This is a genomic window from Geomonas silvestris (assembly GCF_014193515.1).
In the GTDB taxonomy this organism is placed as follows: domain Bacteria; phylum Desulfobacterota; class Desulfuromonadia; order Geobacterales; family Geobacteraceae; genus Geomonas; species Geomonas silvestris.
The window spans coordinates 136,301-154,280 of sequence record NZ_BLXX01000012.1 but is presented as its reverse complement, the minus strand read 5'-3'; the positions used below and the strand labels follow the sequence as shown (position 1 = coordinate 154,280).

Here is a 17,980-nt window from a genome sequence, read left to right as displayed (position 1 = left end):
GCTGAATGCGGGTTGGCAACCTTTTGCAACACCTCCCGGAATGTCGCGCTTGCTCTGGCGTCTGCCCTAGGGGTAGCCCAAGAAATCGAGGGTTGACGCGACGGCTGCTTGGTCCAGCTCGTGGCCGTTTTGGCAGATGATGTGACGGTAGTCGAACCCCATGCTGAAGCTGAGCCAGGCGAAGCAGTCGAGGATGTAGTTGCGGGGAAAGATCTCCACCACCCGGCAGGGGGACTCGCACCAGATGAGGTTGCTCAGGCCGGCCCCGTGGGTGCCGATAACCATCCTCGCCCCCTGGAAGGTGCGCACCTGCTCCTTCAAGGTCATCTCCTCGCAGTGCAGTACGCTGACCCCCCGCGCGTTGAGCCGCTCCTCCAGGAGATCCTCTCCCGCCAAGCGGCGCTTTTTCCCCTTGCGCCGCGAGACGTAGAAGACCTCCCCGGAATCGCCTCCCGCCGGGCGCGCGCCTTCCCCGAGAAGTTTCGCCGGGACCTCGCCGCGCAGCAACTTAAGTACCTGCGGGTGGACGAACTCGGACCGTGCCGGGTACTGCGGCAGGATGAGCCGCTCCACCCGGACCGGGCCGGGGGCGGTGACCACGCGCTCCAGGACCTCCGGGCCGAGGATTGCCGCAAGCCCCTGCACGAGGTAGCCCGGGCACTGCTCGGGGGTGAGGATCTTCAGCGCCGGGAAGCTCGCCAGGGCCAACAGGACGCTGGGGAGCACCTCCATGAGCCAGTGGAAGTAGCTTGCCGGGTGGCAGACCAGCACCGGGTCCTCAAGGGGCAGCTCGGTTACCGGCAGCAGGGGCTCGTGGAGCAGCTCCCCCCAGTCCATGATCCGGCGCAAGGACCCCACGCTCTCCTCGACGATCTTGTTCTCCAGCCAGACCATCCCCGACTGGGGCGACACCACCACGTCCTTGAGGAGGTACAGGTTGCGCCGCTCGAAGACCGCTTCCGTGCGGATGAAGGGGGGATAGCTGCGCTCAACCTGGTGGCGCACCAGGTCCGCCGGCAGCATGGGGAGGATGTCGAGGATGTGCCGCGCCAGTTCGGGGCGGTAGGAGAGTTTTTCCAGCGATTCGATGCTGGAGTAGGGCATCTTGCCGGCGATGGGGCCGAGCAGCGAGGAGGAGACCTGGCGCGCCAGCCGGCGCCGCTCCCTGGCTTCTGCTTCAGTAAGCCCGTGTTTCATGAAGTGCCTCCGGTGGGCGGGTGAAGTCGGGTGCTGCGGCCGCCATTATAGGACGGCCGCAGTCCGCTGTCACCAGGAACCGGAAAGGAGGGGAGGGGGGTCTGTTTGCGACTGATCAGTCGGCAGAGCTGGAGAGCCGCCAGCTAGTTTAGTGGAAGATTGCTGATTTTAGCTCAGCGCCAGCAGCGCAACCAACAACAGTTTCTTCAAAATATCTCCTTGGCCTGACTGAAGAGTCACGCATCAACCAACTCTGTTTGACGGACGATGACATAAAGTAAGTAGTGAGAAATGCTATAAGTGGTCTTGTAGGTGGTTGTAGATAACTTGGTGATCGCTTGTAAAAAAGGTGGTTTTCAAATGAAACTTGAAAGATTGAATTATTGCCGTACCCGGGCCGATCCGAGCCTAAATCTTACCCTGTCGCCTCTTCAATGCAGCTACGACACTCACCCACAGGAAAAGACCTCCCCAATCAATCACCATAACAATGATAACTCCGCCGCCAAGGCTCTTTAGGACACCACAATGGAATACCTGGGAGATGAGAGTCGCACCAGCAAGCACCCCAGCCCCCAAGAGCACTAGCAGTTGAAGGCCCTGCTCGCGCCTTTGCCGCTGCTCAGCTAGAACTCTCAATCGTTCTTTTGAGAAGCTGTACTGGCAGCGAGGACATGTGTCTGCGCCGCGATATATACCTTGCTTTTCGCATGCTGGGCAGGCGATTAAGTTAGGGTTATACGGAAATGGCTTTTCGCCTTGATCGTCCTTGATATGAATAATGATATCTCGGCCCGCAACTTGGTTATTCTCACCTGAAACAGCCTGGTTAACGCTGTTATGGCTACCATTTAAATCGGTCATCTACTTCTTCGTCCTCCCGCTTCCCCCAACGATATCACGACCAGCCACACTATGACCTGTACCGCTAACCGTCTGTGTCACCTGAGCACCCTGTTTTACAGGCGTTTTTGGGGCCGGGTTGCCCCCTGGTTCTCCTTCAACCAGAATCAATGAACCATCGTCGATCAGTCTACGATAGTAGTCGGTGCAGTAGACCGTTACCGGAAACCTATCGGTAATATATTCTCTTGGCTTCCCTTCCATAGGGCATTTTAGGCCTGGAGGGGCCTCTACCGAAATGATAACGTCGTCTAGATCCTGGCCGACTCCTGGCCAGACTCTCCATTTTTCTTGCCATCTTAACTTTAAATTCTTTATTTCACATACTTCGCAAAGCGTGAGCCGCCCTAAAAGGGCAGCATATACTTCGTCAACTTGCCCTGATTTTTGCTTTGAGTCAGCGTAAAGAAGGTTTTGAATAATTATACGTTTATCTTGAGAGAAGACCTTCGAGTCAATCCCCAGCCCTGCTAATATCCGCTGTATCACATTGACGACATTCCACATTACATCATGATCTATTTCCCCTTGATCCGTGTCTTTGGAAGAAGAGAAAGGTCTGCCATCCCCTGTCCTATAATCGCCCGTCCTCTTTGGCCCTACTCCGGTCAATAGCCACCCAGGATTTATATCCGTATTCCGAACAATAGCCTCGATGGTATCGGCTGATGGCTTGGTCTTGTTGTTTTCAATATCCGACAAAGACCCTTGCGATATCCCGATAATTCGCGCAAATTCAGCGACTTTGAACTTTAACCCTCTTCTGTAATCTGCGATTCGGCTTCCAATCATAAATTAAATATCCCCATAACGATAATAATCTTGACAAAACATCCGTATGCCGATATTTTGTCAACATGTTGACGAAGACGACCAAAAAAATAAAGAAGTTGCTGGTAGATGCAGATGTATCCCAGTCCGATATCGCTCGGATGGCAGGGGTAGATCGAAGCGCTATCAACCATGTAATAGCTGGCCGCGGAAAGTCTCCGCGTCTTCGAATCTTTGTTGCTAGGGCACTGGGCGTCTCCATAGAGGAACTCTGGCCTAACAAGCCTGATACTCGCAAACGTAAGGCGGCCTGAGGTTCGTACTTTATCAAATTTTGTTTGATTGTAACAGCCGAAAAAGGAGCCGTAAATGTCCAAAAGAATTACAGGAAAGGATAAGGGGCTGTCAGGTCAGCAAGGGCTATTTGATACCGGTATGGCGGAAGGGGCATTGGATATTGGCTTAGGGCTCCGCCAATGCTTGTCGCGGGCAATCAGCGAAAGCGGCCTGGATCGCTACAGGATCTCCAGCGAGATAAGCCGGCTGACCCGGTCAACCATCAGCAAGGAAATGCTGGACAAGTACACGAGCTCAAACCCTGACTACTGCATCAAGGCCGAAACGCTGGCAGCGTTTTGCCTCGTAACAGGAACCTTCGAGCCGTTCCGCTACCTCCTAGAACCGTTGGGCAGCGACATTCTCAACCCTGAAGATCGGGATCTGATCGAACTGGCTCGGCTCCAAGAACAGGAACGGATAATCCAAACGAAGATTCTTTGCATCAGACAGAAACGCGGGCTGAAATAGGTCAGTTTCTCGGAGCTGCTATTGCTGGCCCGCATAAGTAAGCTACGACAAGTGAACCTAGGTGAGGAAAGTGACAATGGACGGTAAAAAAGCTGGAGTGGACATTGAGGCGCTGGAGTCTGAGATCATCGAAGCCTTACAGCCCTGCGCGAACGCCTTAGGATGGAATGGCCCAGCCTTCTACATGTTGGCACAAGAGGTAGCTGAGATGGGCAAAGTCATTGGAGATGTGACCTTGGCTGAACTCGCCCAGCTCTGTGACCAAGCGGGTGAGCGCTATGACCGGATGTGCGAGCGGTTGAGAACCTAAGGGGGACAATAGATGAAAACGACGTATAGGCGCATTGAAGCAGTGTCAAAGGCAATTCAAATCCTGGAGTTCCTCGCCACCCAGAAGGAACTGGCCACGGGGCCGGAGATCGGGAGGGCCGTAGATATCGCTTTGGGTACTGTCATGTGCCACCTGGTTACCTTGGAAGAAGCAGGCTTTGTTCAGCAGGTTGGCGGAGCCTACCGGCTAGGGATGAAACTGGCCATCTTCTGGGCGAGGGTGAAGAGCAACCTGGAAGGTGAGATAGCCAGGAAACGACAGGATTTGGAGTCTATATCCATCACGAGGAGTAACTAATGACGCGGAAACTGGGAGCGCCGGCGGAAGTTCAGGCCGTCGATGAAATTTATAGTGTGGCTCGGGCAGATGCGGACCAAGAGATGGAAAAGATGAAAGAGAGCCTTCAAGGAGTGCACGAGTGTGCACTAAAAGTGGGCCGCATACAAGCTTTCAGATCAATGCAGTTGCTCGCTGAATTCATGGAAATGAAACAGCTCGCGCAATTGATAGATAGCAAGAACTACCTGAAAATCCCTGGGGTTAAGAGCATTGATGACTATTTTGAGCAGCAGGGCATCAAGCGCCGGACGGGCTTCAATGATCTGAAGATTGCTCGAAATCTGGAGCCCGATGAAGTGCAACTTCTTGCACTTCTCGGCTTCACCCGCCGGGATCTCCTCGGGTACGCATCGCTTCCCGAAGAAAAGCGTCTGGAAATTAAGGAAGGCAAAGTGATCAACCTAGAATCAGCCTCCCGTGAGGAGATCAAAGACCTCATTGAACAAGTGGTGGTCGAAAACAAGCAGGCCAAGGATGAGGCGGCAAAATCGAAAGCGGCCGCCAATAGGCTCCTGGAGATTAAGCAGAAAAAGATATGTGACCAGGAAAGGGAAATAGCCGCACTGGAAATCAAGATTGAGACTCAAGCGGTCTCCAAGGGGCTCACCCCTGACGAGGACAATTTCATAAAGCGGGTCGAGGCATACCGAGTGCTGATCCAGGGGGCGCTGATCGCGCTGGAACCGAACGAACTGCATAATGAGTTACCTGTAGACCTTACACCGCGCATGCGCGCTGCCGTAATTTCTACAGTGCACAATTTGAAAATGCAGACGCTCGCACTCTACGACACCGTGGTAACAGAGATAGGCGATCCGGTCATAAATCCTGAGCTGTTGGAGGAGTATGAAAGGTGGGAGGAAGCGCAAAAGGTGTAAGCGACTTCGAGCATCCCTCCTAATTGAGGGTTGAGAAGCAGTGAATTCTCCGTTAGTGAGGGCAAAATGTGGCAAAGGGACATGGTTTTTGAATTACAGGAAGCAAAACCGGGAGAGCGTCGGGAAATCGTCGACAAATTCCGACTTCCAAGGGGCCTTTCTTACGGGCATACAATGCGGATAGCACGCGAATTTGGGTTCACTAGCGGCCGCAAGGTGCGAGCAGACAAAGGCAAGCGGATACTGGCTGATGATCAGCTTGAAGTGGTGGGATCATTCCTCCGACAAACCAGGCGAGAGAACAAGGGGGTTATCTCCCCGGTGGAGAACGCGCTGGAATTCGCAATTGACAATGGCTTTATCAATCGAGGAGCGGTTTCACTGGGCACGGTTCAAAGGAACCTACGGGAAAAACAGATGAGTACGAATTGCCAGAACAGCGCCACACCGCACACCGAGATGAGAAGCTTGTATCCGAACCATGTTCATAGCGCTGACGTTTCGACCTGTATTCAGTACTACTTATCAGACAATGGCATTTCAATAATGCGAGAAGATGAATTTTATAAAAATAAACTTGAAAACTTCAAGAAAATCAAGACGCCGTTGCAGCGATACGTTATCACCGACCATTTCTCTGGATTCTTCTTTGTCAAATACTACCTGGCAGATGGAGAAACAGCCGAGAACCTGTTCGATTTCGTCTGCTCAGCGTGGGAAGTGAAGATTGATGGGCGTTTCCCTTTCCGGGGGGTACCGATAATGATGCTGATGGATGGCGGCTGCCGAGCCAAGGCCAAGGCACTAGGGCTCCCCTTTTGGGAAGGTATCAACGTGCTGATCCTGCCGGGGAAGACCGGGAACTCGCGTCGGCAAGGATCGGTAGAGGTAACGCACAACATCTGGGAGGAGTGGTTCGAAACAAGGCTGAGGATCGATCCATCAAGTTCCTTGGAGGATCTCAACCGCAAGGCCTTCGGATTCTGTCTCTGGTACAACGCAACTAAAAAACACAGCCGTCATGGGTTCACTCGGCTCTCGATGTGGCTGAGCATCCAAAATGAGCAACTCCGCGAACTCCCTTCGCGTGAGGAATTGCGGGACCTCCTCAATAAGCCCGAAGAAGAGCGGACCGTTTCAAATGGCCGGATATCCTTCCAGAATAAAGAGTTTAACCTTCGGAGCTTTGGGATACCCAATGGTGCCAAGGTGATGGTTATCAAAAATCTCTTTAAATGGCGTGAAGGGATAGTGACATTGGCTTATGAAAACAGCCGTTTCGAGGCACGGGCTATAGAAAAATTGCCGGCAGAGCTGGGTGGATTTTCCGTGAATGCGGCCATTATCGGGCAGGAATATAAAGCACAGCCGGAAACGGCAACCCAGAAGGCAAATAAACGAATGGACTCGTTGGCCTACGGCAATACGGACCCGGATCGGAAAAAGGAGACCCCTTTCTATGGGCTGAATGCCTTCGAGGGGTTTGCTGACAAGGTGGACAACCTTGCCATCTTCCCCAGAAAAGGGCAACCGATAGAACTGGATCGCGCCATAGTGCCGCAGCAACTGCCAATTATGGAGTTATTTAAACGTCTTCGTGCTGCCGACGTGCAAGTGACGAGGGACCTAAACCAGTCTCTGCGTGCGGAATTCGGAGCGACCATCGAAGCGGCGCGTGCAGATGAGGTGGTGGCGCTCCTCTCAGCGGGAAAAGAGTGGCGGACGCCAGTAACAGCAGCCCAATCACGGTAAGTCACGATTTTGGGAAAATATTTCACTAAGTGGGGAGGTAGAGATGATTTCAACAGATGCTAAGAAACAGTTCAAGCTGTTCCGCGATCCATTCATCGACGATATTCAAAAGGATGCTGATGTCTACATGAGCGACGAAGCGCGCTACGTCCAGGCGGCTATGCTGGACGCCGCCAATCACAGCGGGTTCCTGGCCGTTGTCGGGGAGGTTGGTAGCGGGAAAAGCGTCATGAGGCGGAAGGTGATAGAGCAGCTTAAGCGGGACGGCACCACCCTGGTTATCTATCCCCAGATGATCGACAAGTCTAAGGTAAGTGTCGCCTCTCTTTGCCAAGCCATCATAAGGGATATCTCTTCCGAACAACCTAAAGGGAGTCCGGAAGATAAATCCAGACAGGTGCAAAGGCTGCTGCTGGACCGGACGAAAAACAACTACCGCTCTTGCTTGATCCTGGAGGAAGCCCACGACTTAACCATCCCGACACTGAAACACCTTAAGCGATTTTATGAGCTCGAGGATGGCTACAAGAAACTGCTTGGGATTATCCTGATTGGTCAGCCTGAGTTGAAGGAGAAGTTTGATGAAGCGCGACATGTCAACATGCGCGAAGTGATTCGCCGTGTCCAAGTCGTGGAGATGGGAAGCCTCAACGGGAATCTGCGGGACTATCTCGCCACAAAGTTCAAGCGTGTGGGGGTAAGGATAGAGGATATCTTCGATGAAGAAGCGTTCAAGGCTCTGGACCGGAGGCTCACAAGCACGGCACGCGACGGAAAGACAAAGGTCTCCCACGCCTACCCGCTGCACGTCAATAATTATACGGCAAGGGCGTTGAACCTAGCCCAAGAGATGGGCGAGCCGCGGGTTACAGCCGAGATTATCGAAGCGATTTAAGGGGCAAAACATGCGAAACAAGAAGTTGTCCAGTACGGAAATACAAGCCCATGCGGGGACAATAGTAAGTGGCCTGATCGGCTTAACCGCAGCTGATGGGATTCGAATTCTTTGCGCGGCCTTGGATCTTGTATCCCAGCGTTCTGCAACTGAGTTTCAAGGGGCAATCCACTCAGGCAATATCAATTTCCTGCCGCGCAAGGGTGGTCGAATGCTGAAAATTGATAGAGACCTGAAGCTAAGGGCTTTTATCAATGACTTGGGTCAGCTCCTGACTATCAAAGAAATACATGAAAAATTGATAGAAGAGTTTGGGGCCAAACGAGTTCCATCGGAAAACACCTTGCGTAGCTACTTCAAAAGACATTGCGAGTCTTGTCTGAAATCTGAGGGGGAGTAATGAGAAAGGTAGAAGCAGAAAAAGAACTGAGTATCGGCCAGCGAGAACTCAGTAATATCAAGGCACTGTTCCAGGTCATGGAACTTGCAGCCGAGATTCAAGCTGACAAGTCATCGTATGCAGTAGACGTTGACTGGTGGGGACTCATGGAACTTGCAAATAAACAGCTCGCCGCCATCCCTCAGCACCTGGAAAAGGTTGAGGTCTATTTAAATACCCTGCCCGGGTAGAAGTAATGACCAAGTTTCACCTTTACAAAGCATTTGTGAGCCAAGGCCAGGGTAGGTGTGGGGAGTGACGGTAAATACGAAATGACGGGATTTTAAAGGCTGTTTTAATACGGTTGTGGCTACCGGCCCTAACCGCATCTATCAGCCCGGCTGATGCGCGGGCGTTTTGAAGGGGGGGCAGCATGGCAGCGAAGCAATGGAATGAAATAGCGGCTGAGATTATGGGGTTATTGCAAACAAACATAGTGGACAGCCCGGAGTTGAAGCCGCTCCTTACTTCAGTCATGAACTTTGACCGCAAATACTGTGGCCAGCTACCGGCTGATGGGAGGCACGAAGGAACCATACCAGCTATAAAGCTTTCCAAGGTCCTGAATTGCTTTGAGCAGGCCGGTCTTGTCGTCATGGAGAAGGAGTCGTATGACAGGCTGGTTCAAACCGTTGAGCAGCAGAGCGAAGAAATCGACCTACTTGACGAACGCATCAAACGTCTCTTGGAGCACTAAAGATGCACATGGCCCTCAATGCCGATGAATGGATCAGGCTGAACACATCCTACTGCAACCGCTTGTGCTTGTGGATCACAGCCAAAAACTGCGAGGTCAATCGCCTGCGTTCCGAGTCCAGCACTGGTGATCTGCGCTGCAAAGGTTGTAACGGCCTGCATGATCAGGCACAGCCAATAGAGGTTGCTCTTACTCGTTCCTTACAACAGACCCTGGAAGAGATCTTTGCTTTGGACCAACTCCAACACGAGGATAGCAATTACTCGCAAACGCAAGCTGGTTATCATAGTGACGACCTAGGTGACAGCCTCATTGATGAAGACGAACTTGACGACCTGCTGTCAGTTCTGTTTCCTGAATTTCAGGAGTCTCAGCCTATATCTGCCCCTCTTTCGCAAAGCTTTACCAAGTGCTTAAATGCCCATAAACCAAGAAAAGTCGCCGTTTACATCGGACGTTGCCGAAAATGCGGAGGGTATATGATCCACGCGCCGGAGCGTCAGTTTGATCAGAGGGACGAGGAGGTATATCGCTGTTTTTCTTGCAGTTGGCGCACCTCGCCGGGGTACTCATGGAACCGAATAAATAAGTAGAGCAGGATCGTAGGACTACATCGGCGGGGATCGTCAGATTGGGCAAAAAGCGAGGGAATAATGGCAACTGAAAGGTTTAACGGACGTGCTAAGCAAGGAGCTGTCGGGGAAGCGTTCTTGACGGATCTGAAATTTCAAATTGCGCGACTACTCTGTCTTGAAGGTATTAAGAAGGAATCAGCGATAGCTATAGTAGAAGGAGTCTCGGAACATTTGATGCACCAATGGGGTGGCATGGCTATTTACATCCCTAAAAAACTGAGCAAAAAAAATAATCTGAGAAATATAGACATTTACGCAGAGTATAAAAACGGGAGGAGTTGCCAAAACCTTGCATGTAAACATGGCCTGTCCGTATTGGATATAGGTAAAATCCTTCATAAAACCAGAGAGCAGATTCGATTGGATTCTCAGAGGAGAGTAAGCTCTACTACCAACTCACCTTCAGGAAACGAAAAACATCGGGCCTTTGGCCAAGAATTTCTTGAAGACATAGAAACCGAGGTCATAGAAGGTCTTTGCCGTTACGGGGTGCATCAGCAACTGGCTATGGTCATCGGAACTAAAATATACAAGCACTTGGCCCATTGTTGGGCGGGCATTTCTAATATTTACATTCCTACGATGATAGGTAACACAATATTAGAGAGAAATGCAGAAATTTACACATCGTTCAAGAATGGTGCATCTCATAGGGAACTGGCAGCAAAGCATAACATCACACCGAGGCAAATTTACGACATCCTTAAGAAAGTAAGGGAGCAGCGGAGGGAAGAAGCTAAGAGGCGAGTAACACAAACATTAAAGACATAAATAGCTAGATGGAGGTGGAAATTAATGCTCACATCAGTGGAAGTTGTAGTTATGCAAAATTTAGGAGTAACTCTGGAGCGAATGGAGGACGCACGGACAGGCGGTGTCAAGGTAGCCCGGAATGCGGAGGGTCAAGATTCTTTTACCGAAGTCCAAAGGCAAGTGTGTGAGATCCTTGGCCTCACCGAACTGGAATTCATGCAGGCAATGTCCTCTGAGGCGCAGAGCGATCCCGTTGCAGCCGCCATGATCGAAACACTGCTGCCTCATCAAAAGGGAGTGTGCAAGGACCTCGGCATCACGGAAAAGGTATTCATGGAGGCGCTGCCGCTCCCCTCGGGGCGACTGTAAAATCGCTGAAGGTTTAGCCAAAGGGCTCATCAAACAAAGGAGACAAAATGAAGAAATCGGAAAAAGAGCAAGGATCGGCCTTGGAGAGGATTGCTAGCGAACAGGCGATGAGACAACGGATCGCAGCAATAACCCAGGAGCTCAACCAGGTGGGGGACGTGCAGGCCCTGAAGATCAAGGCGGCTGATGCTCGCACTCGGCTGGAGAGCTTCATTCATCGTAGGGGCGGCATAGAGCAGGACATCACGGGGAGGGACGGTGAGGATCTCAAGGCTTTGAAGGAAAATCTTCAGGAGTCCTCTGCGGCAGCGATGTCGGCCGCAGAGTTGGAGGGCCGTCTACGTGCAGAGCTTTCCGACCTTCAGACCAGACTCAACGCCTTTACCTTCTCAGCAAGTCTTGCAGAAGTAAAAGACCATCAGATGATGGTCGCTTCCTCCACAATCAGGGTCAATGCACTCGAAAAGGCCATTCAGGAGCAGAGCCAGATGATATCGCAGAATTCCGGCCCCAACCTGGAGGAGATTTCCCAGCGCCGCGAAAGTCTGCTTGCGGACGCTGCCATGGGGATCGATGTTGCGGAGCAGCTGGGTGAGGTCGAAAGAGAGATCCAGCTCCAGGAGATGGACAGGAGCTTGTGCAGCAAAAGGGTTGCTGACGCTGACCAGTGCATCAAAGGCCTCAGCCTTAAGCTAGAGAGCGAAAAAGCCACGCTTACCGACCTGAAACAGACCGGACAGGCTCTCCTGCTCCACTTCCTCAAAGCCGAGGCGGAAAGCGCCGGCGCCGAATTCGTCAAAGCTGGCCAGGAACTCAAGGAAGGTTACATGAGGCTCCTGGGACTGGACGCCCTCATAAACAAACTTGCGCCGGGTCAGAAGGTGCTGGGCTTCTATCCGAGATGCCCCGAAGTCCCCGTCTTTGATTTAAAGGCTTTTGCTGGACAGGAGAGTGGTAGAGGCACGGGCCTGATGATTTCCAGAACCTCCTTTAACCCCTTGGCCGCTCTGGCTGATATCGAACAGCGCATAAAGGATCTTGGCTTGAACCTCTAACGGTTCAAGCTGCTTCAGGTTCATTGCCGAGGTAGGTGGGTCATAGGCGATGAATCAGCCCTTCTTCTCCTTCGGAGGGGCTCGTGGTGACCGGTTCGGGTCAATGATCCACCTGGGATTGTGTCGAGAGGTCCCCAGCTACGCGCTGCCCCCCTCTTGCAATTATGACGGGAGAAAACTATGGGGCAAAAAAGCACGCATTTTTTCGAGACTTCCGCAGATTATGGTCTTGCAGATGACCCTTCCGGTAAAACCGAGTCGAGACCGGAATTGCGAAGAGCAATCAGAAAGGTACAGCAAGCGTCAACTTACTATCCGGGAATCACTGTATTGGACTATCTGGTTTCCCTAGCTGAGATCTCGGTCGCCAATGGGAATTTTGTTAGGATCTATGGGTGGAACGCCAATTCGACTGAAGACCTTAGCTTTTTTAATGTCTGGTTTTACACCCAAGATAACGATATCCTGTGCGAATTTCACTGGATCATAACTCCTGATGATTACATAAAACCTATATCTGAACTGGCGCAGTCAATAACACTGAGTCAAAAGGCCGAAAACTTTTAGAGGTGCAATAATGGGTGATACTTTCCGTTTAGCAATGCAGCTTACTATGGTAGATCTCCTCTCCGGGGTTGCCTCGCGTGCCAAAGCTAATATTCAACAACTTGGAGTTGCCGGCAAGGAAGCCGCTAGGAACTTTGAGCTAATGGAGCGCCATGCTACTCGGGGCCTTAAGGCCCTCGCCATCGCTAACTACACCGTCAACAAGATGAAGCCGGGAGTGGGGGCCGCCGCAGACCTTCAGGAATCGATGATCGATGTCCGAATGAGCCTTTTGCGCTCAGGCAAAGACGCCAACACCCTTGGGAGGGAATTGCAGCAGGTGCGCTCCACCGCGGTCGACTTGCAAAAAATCACTCCGTTCTCTGCCGTTGACGTAGTGAATACTCAAAGAGAATTGATGACTTCGGGGGTCGAGTTCCAAGACGTAATAGGTAAGGGCGCAGCGCGCGCCGCAATGGTGCTTGCAACCATCACCAAGACAGCTCCCGAAACTACAGCGGGCATCATGCTTGGCGTCGGAGTTCCCTATCACCTTAAGGGAAAAGATTACGGCGAGCTATCCGACGAGATTCAGAAACATGTTATGAGCGGGCGTATGAAGATGCCACAGCTTGAAGCAGCGCTTCCCTATGCTGCGCCTTATACCAATGCTTATGGGGTACCATGGAAGGACATGCTGACGGGTCTTGCAGTTTTAGGCGAGCAGGGGCAGCTCGGTTCTCATGCAGGTGTCGGTCTCAAGGATTTCTATGAGAGACTTACCGGTGCAACCCGTATTTCTAAACGCTATATGGCCGCTATGAATCGTGATTTGGCGCGCAAAGGGAAGGCGCCGTTAGAATTTTGGGACAAGTCGGGGGAGCTTTTACCGACTCATGAAATAATTAAAAGCCTCCGTTCGTCACTTGGTAGCTACAACAGGAAAATGAGGTTGACTCTTCTTCAAAAGATTTTTGGTGAGCAGGGTGGTCTAGCTGCTCTCAACCTCATGCCGACGGGCACTGGTTCCTGGGAATTTGTCAAGGGTAAGGTCCTCGAGGTTGCTAGCGCCGAAGACAAGATGACTGAGCGGCTCAAGGGCTTCTCGGCTACGGTCACCGCCCTGGGGGGTACCTCCAAAACCACGCTGGCTACCATCTTCGACCCGATGCTCGCACCTATGACGGAAGTGCTGAAGGACCTGAACGAAATCGTCGCAAAGATCGGGGAGATCAACGAGGCTCACCCTAGCTTGGCCAAGACCACCTCTTATGGTCTTGCCGGCATCTCCGGAGTGCTAGGCGGATACGGACTATATAACCTGGTAAAGGCGGGAAAGTTCGGCAGTAAGGTGTTCAAGGGACTGAGAGGAACCTCTTTCGCTTCGCTCGGAGTGGGGCTTGCGGAAGGTAAGGCCGTAGAGGCTGCTACGGGGGTAACTCCCGTTTTTGTCACCAACTGGCCGGGTAGCTTTTCCGATCTAGGCGTTTCAGGTCCTGGACCCGCAGCAAATGCGGAGACCGTAAAGACGGCCGGTAGGATCTTACCTTGGCTCAACAAGATGGGGATCTACTCTCTGGCAACCATTCCGGCTTATTACACCGGCTCATATCTAGATAAGCTTTCGGGCGGAAGCGGGGAGTTCAACGCAGACCAGCACCCCGACAATTGGTCTTTTCGTGCCCCATGGAAAAAGGAGGAGAAAAACGACATCCACATCGATCTACAGATTGATTCGGCAGGGAGAGTAAATAGCCGCACCAGTAGCATAAACACGCGCATCACCATGATCCCTCGCGGAGACTTCTTCTCTGCAATGACAACGGTGCCATGAGAACAATGACCTTTGTAAATTCACTCTAAGCCGTTATAATGCCTCCGCTAATTCAAGGGAGGCTTTTTTTATGGATCCTAGAATCAGGTACTGCGTTGAAATGGAGGAGATAAGAAATCTTCCAGACTTTCAAAGGATACGTGCGGAGACTCATTTTCTACTCCTTAAAGAATACTTGGATATATTTCTCAAGCACGAAGCTAACCTCGAGGGAAGTCACTTCGCTGTCCATAAGGCGACTAAAAAATACTGCGCCATAAAGAACGTTCCACAGAGGACTTTTTACAATTGGCTACGGGCATACAAAGAGAGAGGAATTGAGGGGTTGGTTCCAAAGTATGGCCAGAGGAGTCAAGGCACCAGTTCGGTGCCTCAGAAAGCACAAAAACGTCATAAATACACAATATCCGTTACCCTTGATATAGTTGCGGGAAGATCTTCAGCATCTTTGGGGGAGCTGGGTAAGGTAATCGCGGCAAGTCCACTGATAGCACCCGATGTGAAAGCCTCTTTTGCTCACGCATTCAAAAGGCTCTGTGACTTATCTGAGGAGAAAGGTTCTCTCAAATTTACTCCACCCCTGAGTAAAGAGGAAAAATATCGCCTGGAACTTTATAGGTCTAGAAATCATAAAAAACATAGTGCCAAAGCAACTGCAATATTAATGATGGACGCTGGCCGGACCATGCTTGATGTTGGCCTGGAGACAAACGCCGCTGAGCGAACCATCTATAGATGGCACCGAGACTTCAACGCTAAGCGCCTTGATTTCATCCTGACTAAGCCCTTCAGCCAAGCTCGAATAGATGCCAGAGAGGTGAGAAGTACGAGAGTCATAGACATTCTCCACAAGATGCCATCTGTTTACGGAATTAATAGAAGCAGTTGGACCTACGGTACGATCGCGGAGGCCTATAAGAGTGAGTATGGGGATGGTATCTCAAAAGGTATCGTCCAGGCCACAATCAAGCATACAGGCTATAGTTGGCAGCATGCCAGAAAGGTGTTAACAAGCCCAGATCCAGGATATAAATCGAAAGTGGAGCGTGTCCTCCACACATTAAACGGACTCTCGCCGGGGGAGCGGTTTTTTTTTGTAGATGAGGTGGGGCCTTATAGGGTGAAGAAGTATGGCGGAAGGAAGTTAACCCCTCCAAACGAAACGGACATAATCCCAGAACATCAGACATCTAGGGGAAAGGTGCAATTTGTTGCAGCTCTCGAAGCGTTGTCGAACCAGATTACCTGGCTATTCACAGATAATAAAGGCAGCGAAGCACTAGTCTCTTTGTTGGAAAAGCTCGCGGCGGATTATAGCATGTGCTCTAAGATCTATCTGACATGGGATGCCCTTGGAATGCACTCCTCCAGAATGGTAAGATCCTGGATTTCTAACCATAATAATCAGCAGGCTAGCCCTACTATTGAAATTGTCCCTTTGCCTGCGAATTCGCAGTTTTTGAACGTCATCGAAGCTGTTTTCTGTGGCATGAAGCGGGCTGTAATCTGCAACAGTAATTATGCCTCGGCTAGAGAGATGCAGGATGCTATGGCTAGGCATTTCGAGGAGCGGAATCGGTACTACCAGGAGAATCCTAAAAGAGCTGGAAACAAGATCTGGGATAGGGAGAAGTTCAATTTGGAAAAGTTAGCCGGCGGGCTTTATAAGAAGATGTGAAGGCCATACACCTCTTAGTGTAGCTCTGTAATCAAGATATTTTTGAAGGTATCAAAGGCTTTACTAGGGCCTGTTATGTCGTTTCCGATGGCTGGATTATGGCGCCGCGCATCATCTGTTGCTTCAGACCGTTTTCCCATGGTCCACACCTCCTATGGTGCACCTGTCGGTGGCACCGGTTAACGCCTCCCCCGGCGGGGTGGCTTGCGAAGCTATTGAGGGCATGGCTATTTCAGGTCGCTGCTCTAGATCATTTGGCGGGGAAGCGGCGCTCTGCCCGAGCGTGCGCCTTGGCGGCCTCGGTTTCTCGGTCCTTGGGAGGGGCGCTGGTCACCAGGGAGCGGAGCAGGCGCGAGGACGCCTGGTGAACCTCTTCGATTGCGCGGTCGAACTCGGCCTGGTTGGCAGCTGAAGGTGCGCTGAACCCGCTGATCTTCCGCACGTACTGCAGTGCCGCCGCACGGATCTCCTCCTCCGTCGCGGGCGGGTCGAAGTTGAAAAGCGTCTTGATGTTCCTGCACATGTCACCTACCTCCCTTGGGCGCCGCGGTTAGAAGACGGATCGGCTGTAGGTTCTTCCGAGAAAAAGTTGCCTTAGCTGCCAGGCATGTTGTCACGCATGCCGCTTCATCACGTTCCTCCCTTTGCGAAGGGGGGACGTTGGGCTGGCAGCGGTGGTTGATAGCAACTACGTCTGCGGTTCCCGGAGTTCCCGTCCCACTGAAGTCCTCGGATTGTCGATGGCATGCCAACGTAAAAAGTGTCACCCATGTCTCCGGTCTATACACCTTTCCCAAAGGGGGGAACAGGGCGCCGGCGGGAGGTGGTAGCAACCTTCTTGATGCTTCCTGGAATTTCCGGCTCCAACGAGGTCCCCTCTCCCCTTGCGGGAGAGGGTCAGGGTGAGGGGGAAGGTGCCACGTCAGCGCAGATGGCAGCTTCACCCACCCCCCCGGCCCCCTCCCGTCAAGGGAGGGGGGATGCGGTTCCCGGACTTCACCGGATGAACCTCGGCCGGAGGATCCGGCCAAGGGACAGACCTGCTACGGTTCTTCCGCGAAGCTGAAGTTCATCTCGGGTGCCGGGACGGCGTCCTGGTACTGGGAATCGCCAAAGGCCAGCAGGGGGAAAAAGAGCATGGGGAGCAGCAAGAGCCCCACCCCGAACGCGGGACTCCTGCCGAACTTCTCCGCCAAGGACAGCATCGCCAGCAGGTTGATGGCCAGACCGATCACGGGGATCAGCAGCAGGATGAACCACCAGCCGGGCTTGCCGGATATCCGCATCAAAAGGTAGATGTTGTAAAGGGGAACCAGGACCTTCCACCCGGCCTCGCCGGCCTTGCCGAAGACCACCCACATGGAGACCAAGGTCAACAGGCCGCAGAAAAGCAGCAGGAACAGGTAGGTGTAGTTCGGCGGCGCCGGTTTGGGAGCAGCTGCCCCCGGTCCGCCAGCATTGGCCTGCCTCTGCTGTTGCACCAGCTCCTTTTGGGCCCCCATGGCTTTCTTGATCAGCTCGGGATTCTTTTTCTTGATCGCCTCCGCCAAACGCTCGGCGTTCTCTTTGGCGCGCCGCTCGAACTCGGCCTTACTGAGGGGACCCTGTTCCGGCGCGGCCGCTGCCGGCTCGGGGACTACCTCTTTCTGCACCGCCGCAACGGGTGGGGCGGCCGCAGGCGCGGCTGGTTGCACGGCGGCCGGCGGGGCTGCCGCGGGGTGCTTCGGCTCGGCCGGAGCTGCCGGCTGGGCATCCTCGCGCCGTGCCGCTGCCGGCACGACGTTCCCGGGTGCGGGGGACGCAGCCGACTCAGCGGTGGCGGTCTTCTGCACCACCGGGCGTTTGGGTTTCATCCCCTTAGCCTTCGCCTTGTGCGGAAAGGTCTTGCGGAGGTTGACCTCTGACGGGGCGAACTCCAGCATCACGTCGCGGTTCACCTTCACGACGATCTGCCCCTGGCGCCGCCAGAACGATTCGCACTCAAGTACGCTGCCGTCGCTCAGGTATACCTGCTTGGCGAAGGAAACCCCCGACAGCGCCAGCCAGACCACAAAAAACAGCATACCCGTGCGTAACAAACTCTTCATGGCAATCTCCCCTG

At 52.7% G+C, this 17,980-nt stretch carries 22 protein-coding genes; 17 read left to right on the top strand and 5 right to left on the bottom strand.

The features are described 5' to 3' along the window. Positions 1-66: 66 nt before the first annotated feature. The 3 genes from GMST_RS17480 to GMST_RS17470 form a co-directional block, all read right to left on the bottom strand. Positions 67-1,197 (bottom strand): glycosyltransferase family 61 protein, encoded by a 1,131-nt coding sequence (locus tag GMST_RS17480; RefSeq protein WP_183355986.1) that lies wholly within the window; start codon positions 1,195-1,197, stop codon positions 67-69. A 408-nt stretch (positions 1,198-1,605) separates the two neighbouring features. Continuing rightward, a complete protein-coding gene (locus GMST_RS17475) occupies positions 1,606-2,061 on the bottom strand; it encodes a hypothetical protein (protein WP_183355985.1) in 456 nt (151 codons plus the stop codon). Beyond that, entirely contained in the window at positions 2,062-2,892 is an 831-nt protein-coding gene (locus tag GMST_RS17470; RefSeq protein ID WP_183355984.1) for a helix-turn-helix domain-containing protein, read from the bottom strand. Positions 2,893-2,957: 65 nt separating this feature from the next. Between GMST_RS17470 and GMST_RS22650 the strand changes: the two genes are divergently transcribed. From GMST_RS22650 to GMST_RS17385, 17 genes are all read left to right on the top strand, one after another. Continuing rightward, complete coding sequence (locus GMST_RS22650) at positions 2,958-3,185, top strand: helix-turn-helix transcriptional regulator (protein ID WP_183355983.1); 228 nt, start codon at positions 2,958-2,960, stop codon at positions 3,183-3,185. Between the two features lie 55 nt (positions 3,186-3,240). Further along, the gene (locus GMST_RS17460) at positions 3,241-3,678 is read left to right on the top strand and encodes a hypothetical protein (protein ID WP_183355982.1); all 438 of its coding nucleotides are present in this window, start codon (positions 3,241-3,243) and stop codon (positions 3,676-3,678) included. A gap of 76 nt (positions 3,679-3,754) precedes the next feature. Continuing rightward, complete coding sequence (locus GMST_RS17455; protein WP_183355981.1) at positions 3,755-3,988, top strand: hypothetical protein; 234 nt, start codon at positions 3,755-3,757, stop codon at positions 3,986-3,988. A gap of 12 nt (positions 3,989-4,000) precedes the next feature. Further along, a complete protein-coding gene (locus tag GMST_RS17450) occupies positions 4,001-4,306 on the top strand; it encodes a helix-turn-helix domain-containing protein (protein WP_183355980.1) in 306 nt (101 codons plus the stop codon). After that, positions 4,306-5,226, top strand: coding sequence for a hypothetical protein (locus GMST_RS17445; protein ID WP_183355979.1), 921 nt, complete (start codon positions 4,306-4,308; stop codon positions 5,224-5,226). The genes GMST_RS17450 and GMST_RS17445 overlap by 1 nt, the downstream gene beginning before the upstream one ends. Before the next feature lie 66 nt (positions 5,227-5,292). Continuing rightward, positions 5,293-6,978 carry a hypothetical protein gene (locus GMST_RS17440; protein ID WP_183355978.1) on the top strand — a complete coding sequence of 562 codons (1,686 nt, stop codon included), beginning with the start codon at positions 5,293-5,295 and terminating at the stop codon, positions 6,976-6,978. A 43-nt stretch (positions 6,979-7,021) separates the two neighbouring features. Further along, positions 7,022-7,873 (top strand): ExeA family protein, encoded by an 852-nt coding sequence (locus GMST_RS17435; protein WP_183355977.1) that lies wholly within the window; start codon positions 7,022-7,024, stop codon positions 7,871-7,873. Positions 7,874-7,883: 10 nt separating this feature from the next. Continuing rightward, positions 7,884-8,273, top strand: coding sequence for a hypothetical protein (locus tag GMST_RS17430; protein ID WP_183355976.1), 390 nt, complete (start codon positions 7,884-7,886; stop codon positions 8,271-8,273). Then, the gene (locus tag GMST_RS17425; RefSeq protein WP_183355975.1) at positions 8,273-8,503 is read left to right on the top strand and encodes a hypothetical protein; all 231 of its coding nucleotides are present in this window, start codon (positions 8,273-8,275) and stop codon (positions 8,501-8,503) included. The genes GMST_RS17430 and GMST_RS17425 overlap by 1 nt, the downstream gene beginning before the upstream one ends. A 182-nt stretch (positions 8,504-8,685) precedes the next feature. Next, entirely contained in the window at positions 8,686-9,009 is a 324-nt protein-coding gene (locus GMST_RS17420) for a hypothetical protein (protein WP_183355974.1), read from the top strand. 2 nt (positions 9,010-9,011) lie between these two features. After that, positions 9,012-9,602, top strand: a complete 591-nt coding sequence (locus tag GMST_RS17415) for a hypothetical protein (protein ID WP_183355973.1) — start codon at positions 9,012-9,014, stop codon at positions 9,600-9,602. A gap of 60 nt (positions 9,603-9,662) precedes the next feature. Further along, a complete protein-coding gene (locus tag GMST_RS17410; RefSeq protein ID WP_183355972.1) occupies positions 9,663-10,415 on the top strand; it encodes a Mor transcription activator family protein in 753 nt (250 codons plus the stop codon). Between the two features lie 24 nt (positions 10,416-10,439). Further along, the gene (locus tag GMST_RS17405; protein WP_183355971.1) at positions 10,440-10,766 is read left to right on the top strand and encodes a hypothetical protein; all 327 of its coding nucleotides are present in this window, start codon (positions 10,440-10,442) and stop codon (positions 10,764-10,766) included. A 47-nt stretch (positions 10,767-10,813) separates the two neighbouring features. Beyond that, positions 10,814-11,821 (top strand): hypothetical protein, encoded by a 1,008-nt coding sequence (locus GMST_RS17400; protein ID WP_183355970.1) that lies wholly within the window; start codon positions 10,814-10,816, stop codon positions 11,819-11,821. 180 nt (positions 11,822-12,001) lie between these two features. Continuing rightward, positions 12,002-12,388 carry a hypothetical protein gene (locus GMST_RS17395; protein ID WP_183355969.1) on the top strand — a complete coding sequence of 129 codons (387 nt, stop codon included), beginning with the start codon at positions 12,002-12,004 and terminating at the stop codon, positions 12,386-12,388. Between the two features lie 10 nt (positions 12,389-12,398). Next, entirely contained in the window at positions 12,399-14,201 is a 1,803-nt protein-coding gene (locus tag GMST_RS17390) for a phage tail tape measure protein (protein ID WP_183355968.1), read from the top strand. Between the two features lie 70 nt (positions 14,202-14,271). Beyond that, on the top strand, positions 14,272-15,879 hold the full coding sequence (locus GMST_RS17385; protein ID WP_183355967.1) for an IS630 family transposase: 1,608 nt from the start codon (positions 14,272-14,274) through the stop codon (positions 15,877-15,879). A gap of 250 nt (positions 15,880-16,129) precedes the next feature. Here GMST_RS17385 and GMST_RS17380 read toward each other — a convergent pair whose 3' ends face one another. Continuing rightward, positions 16,130-16,402, bottom strand: coding sequence for a DUF2277 domain-containing protein (locus GMST_RS17380; protein ID WP_183355966.1), 273 nt, complete (start codon positions 16,400-16,402; stop codon positions 16,130-16,132). A 520-nt stretch (positions 16,403-16,922) separates the two neighbouring features. Then, positions 16,923-17,966 carry a DUF5684 domain-containing protein gene (locus GMST_RS17375; protein WP_183355965.1) on the bottom strand — a complete coding sequence of 348 codons (1,044 nt, stop codon included), beginning with the start codon at positions 17,964-17,966 and terminating at the stop codon, positions 16,923-16,925. Positions 17,967-17,980 lie beyond the last annotated feature (14 nt).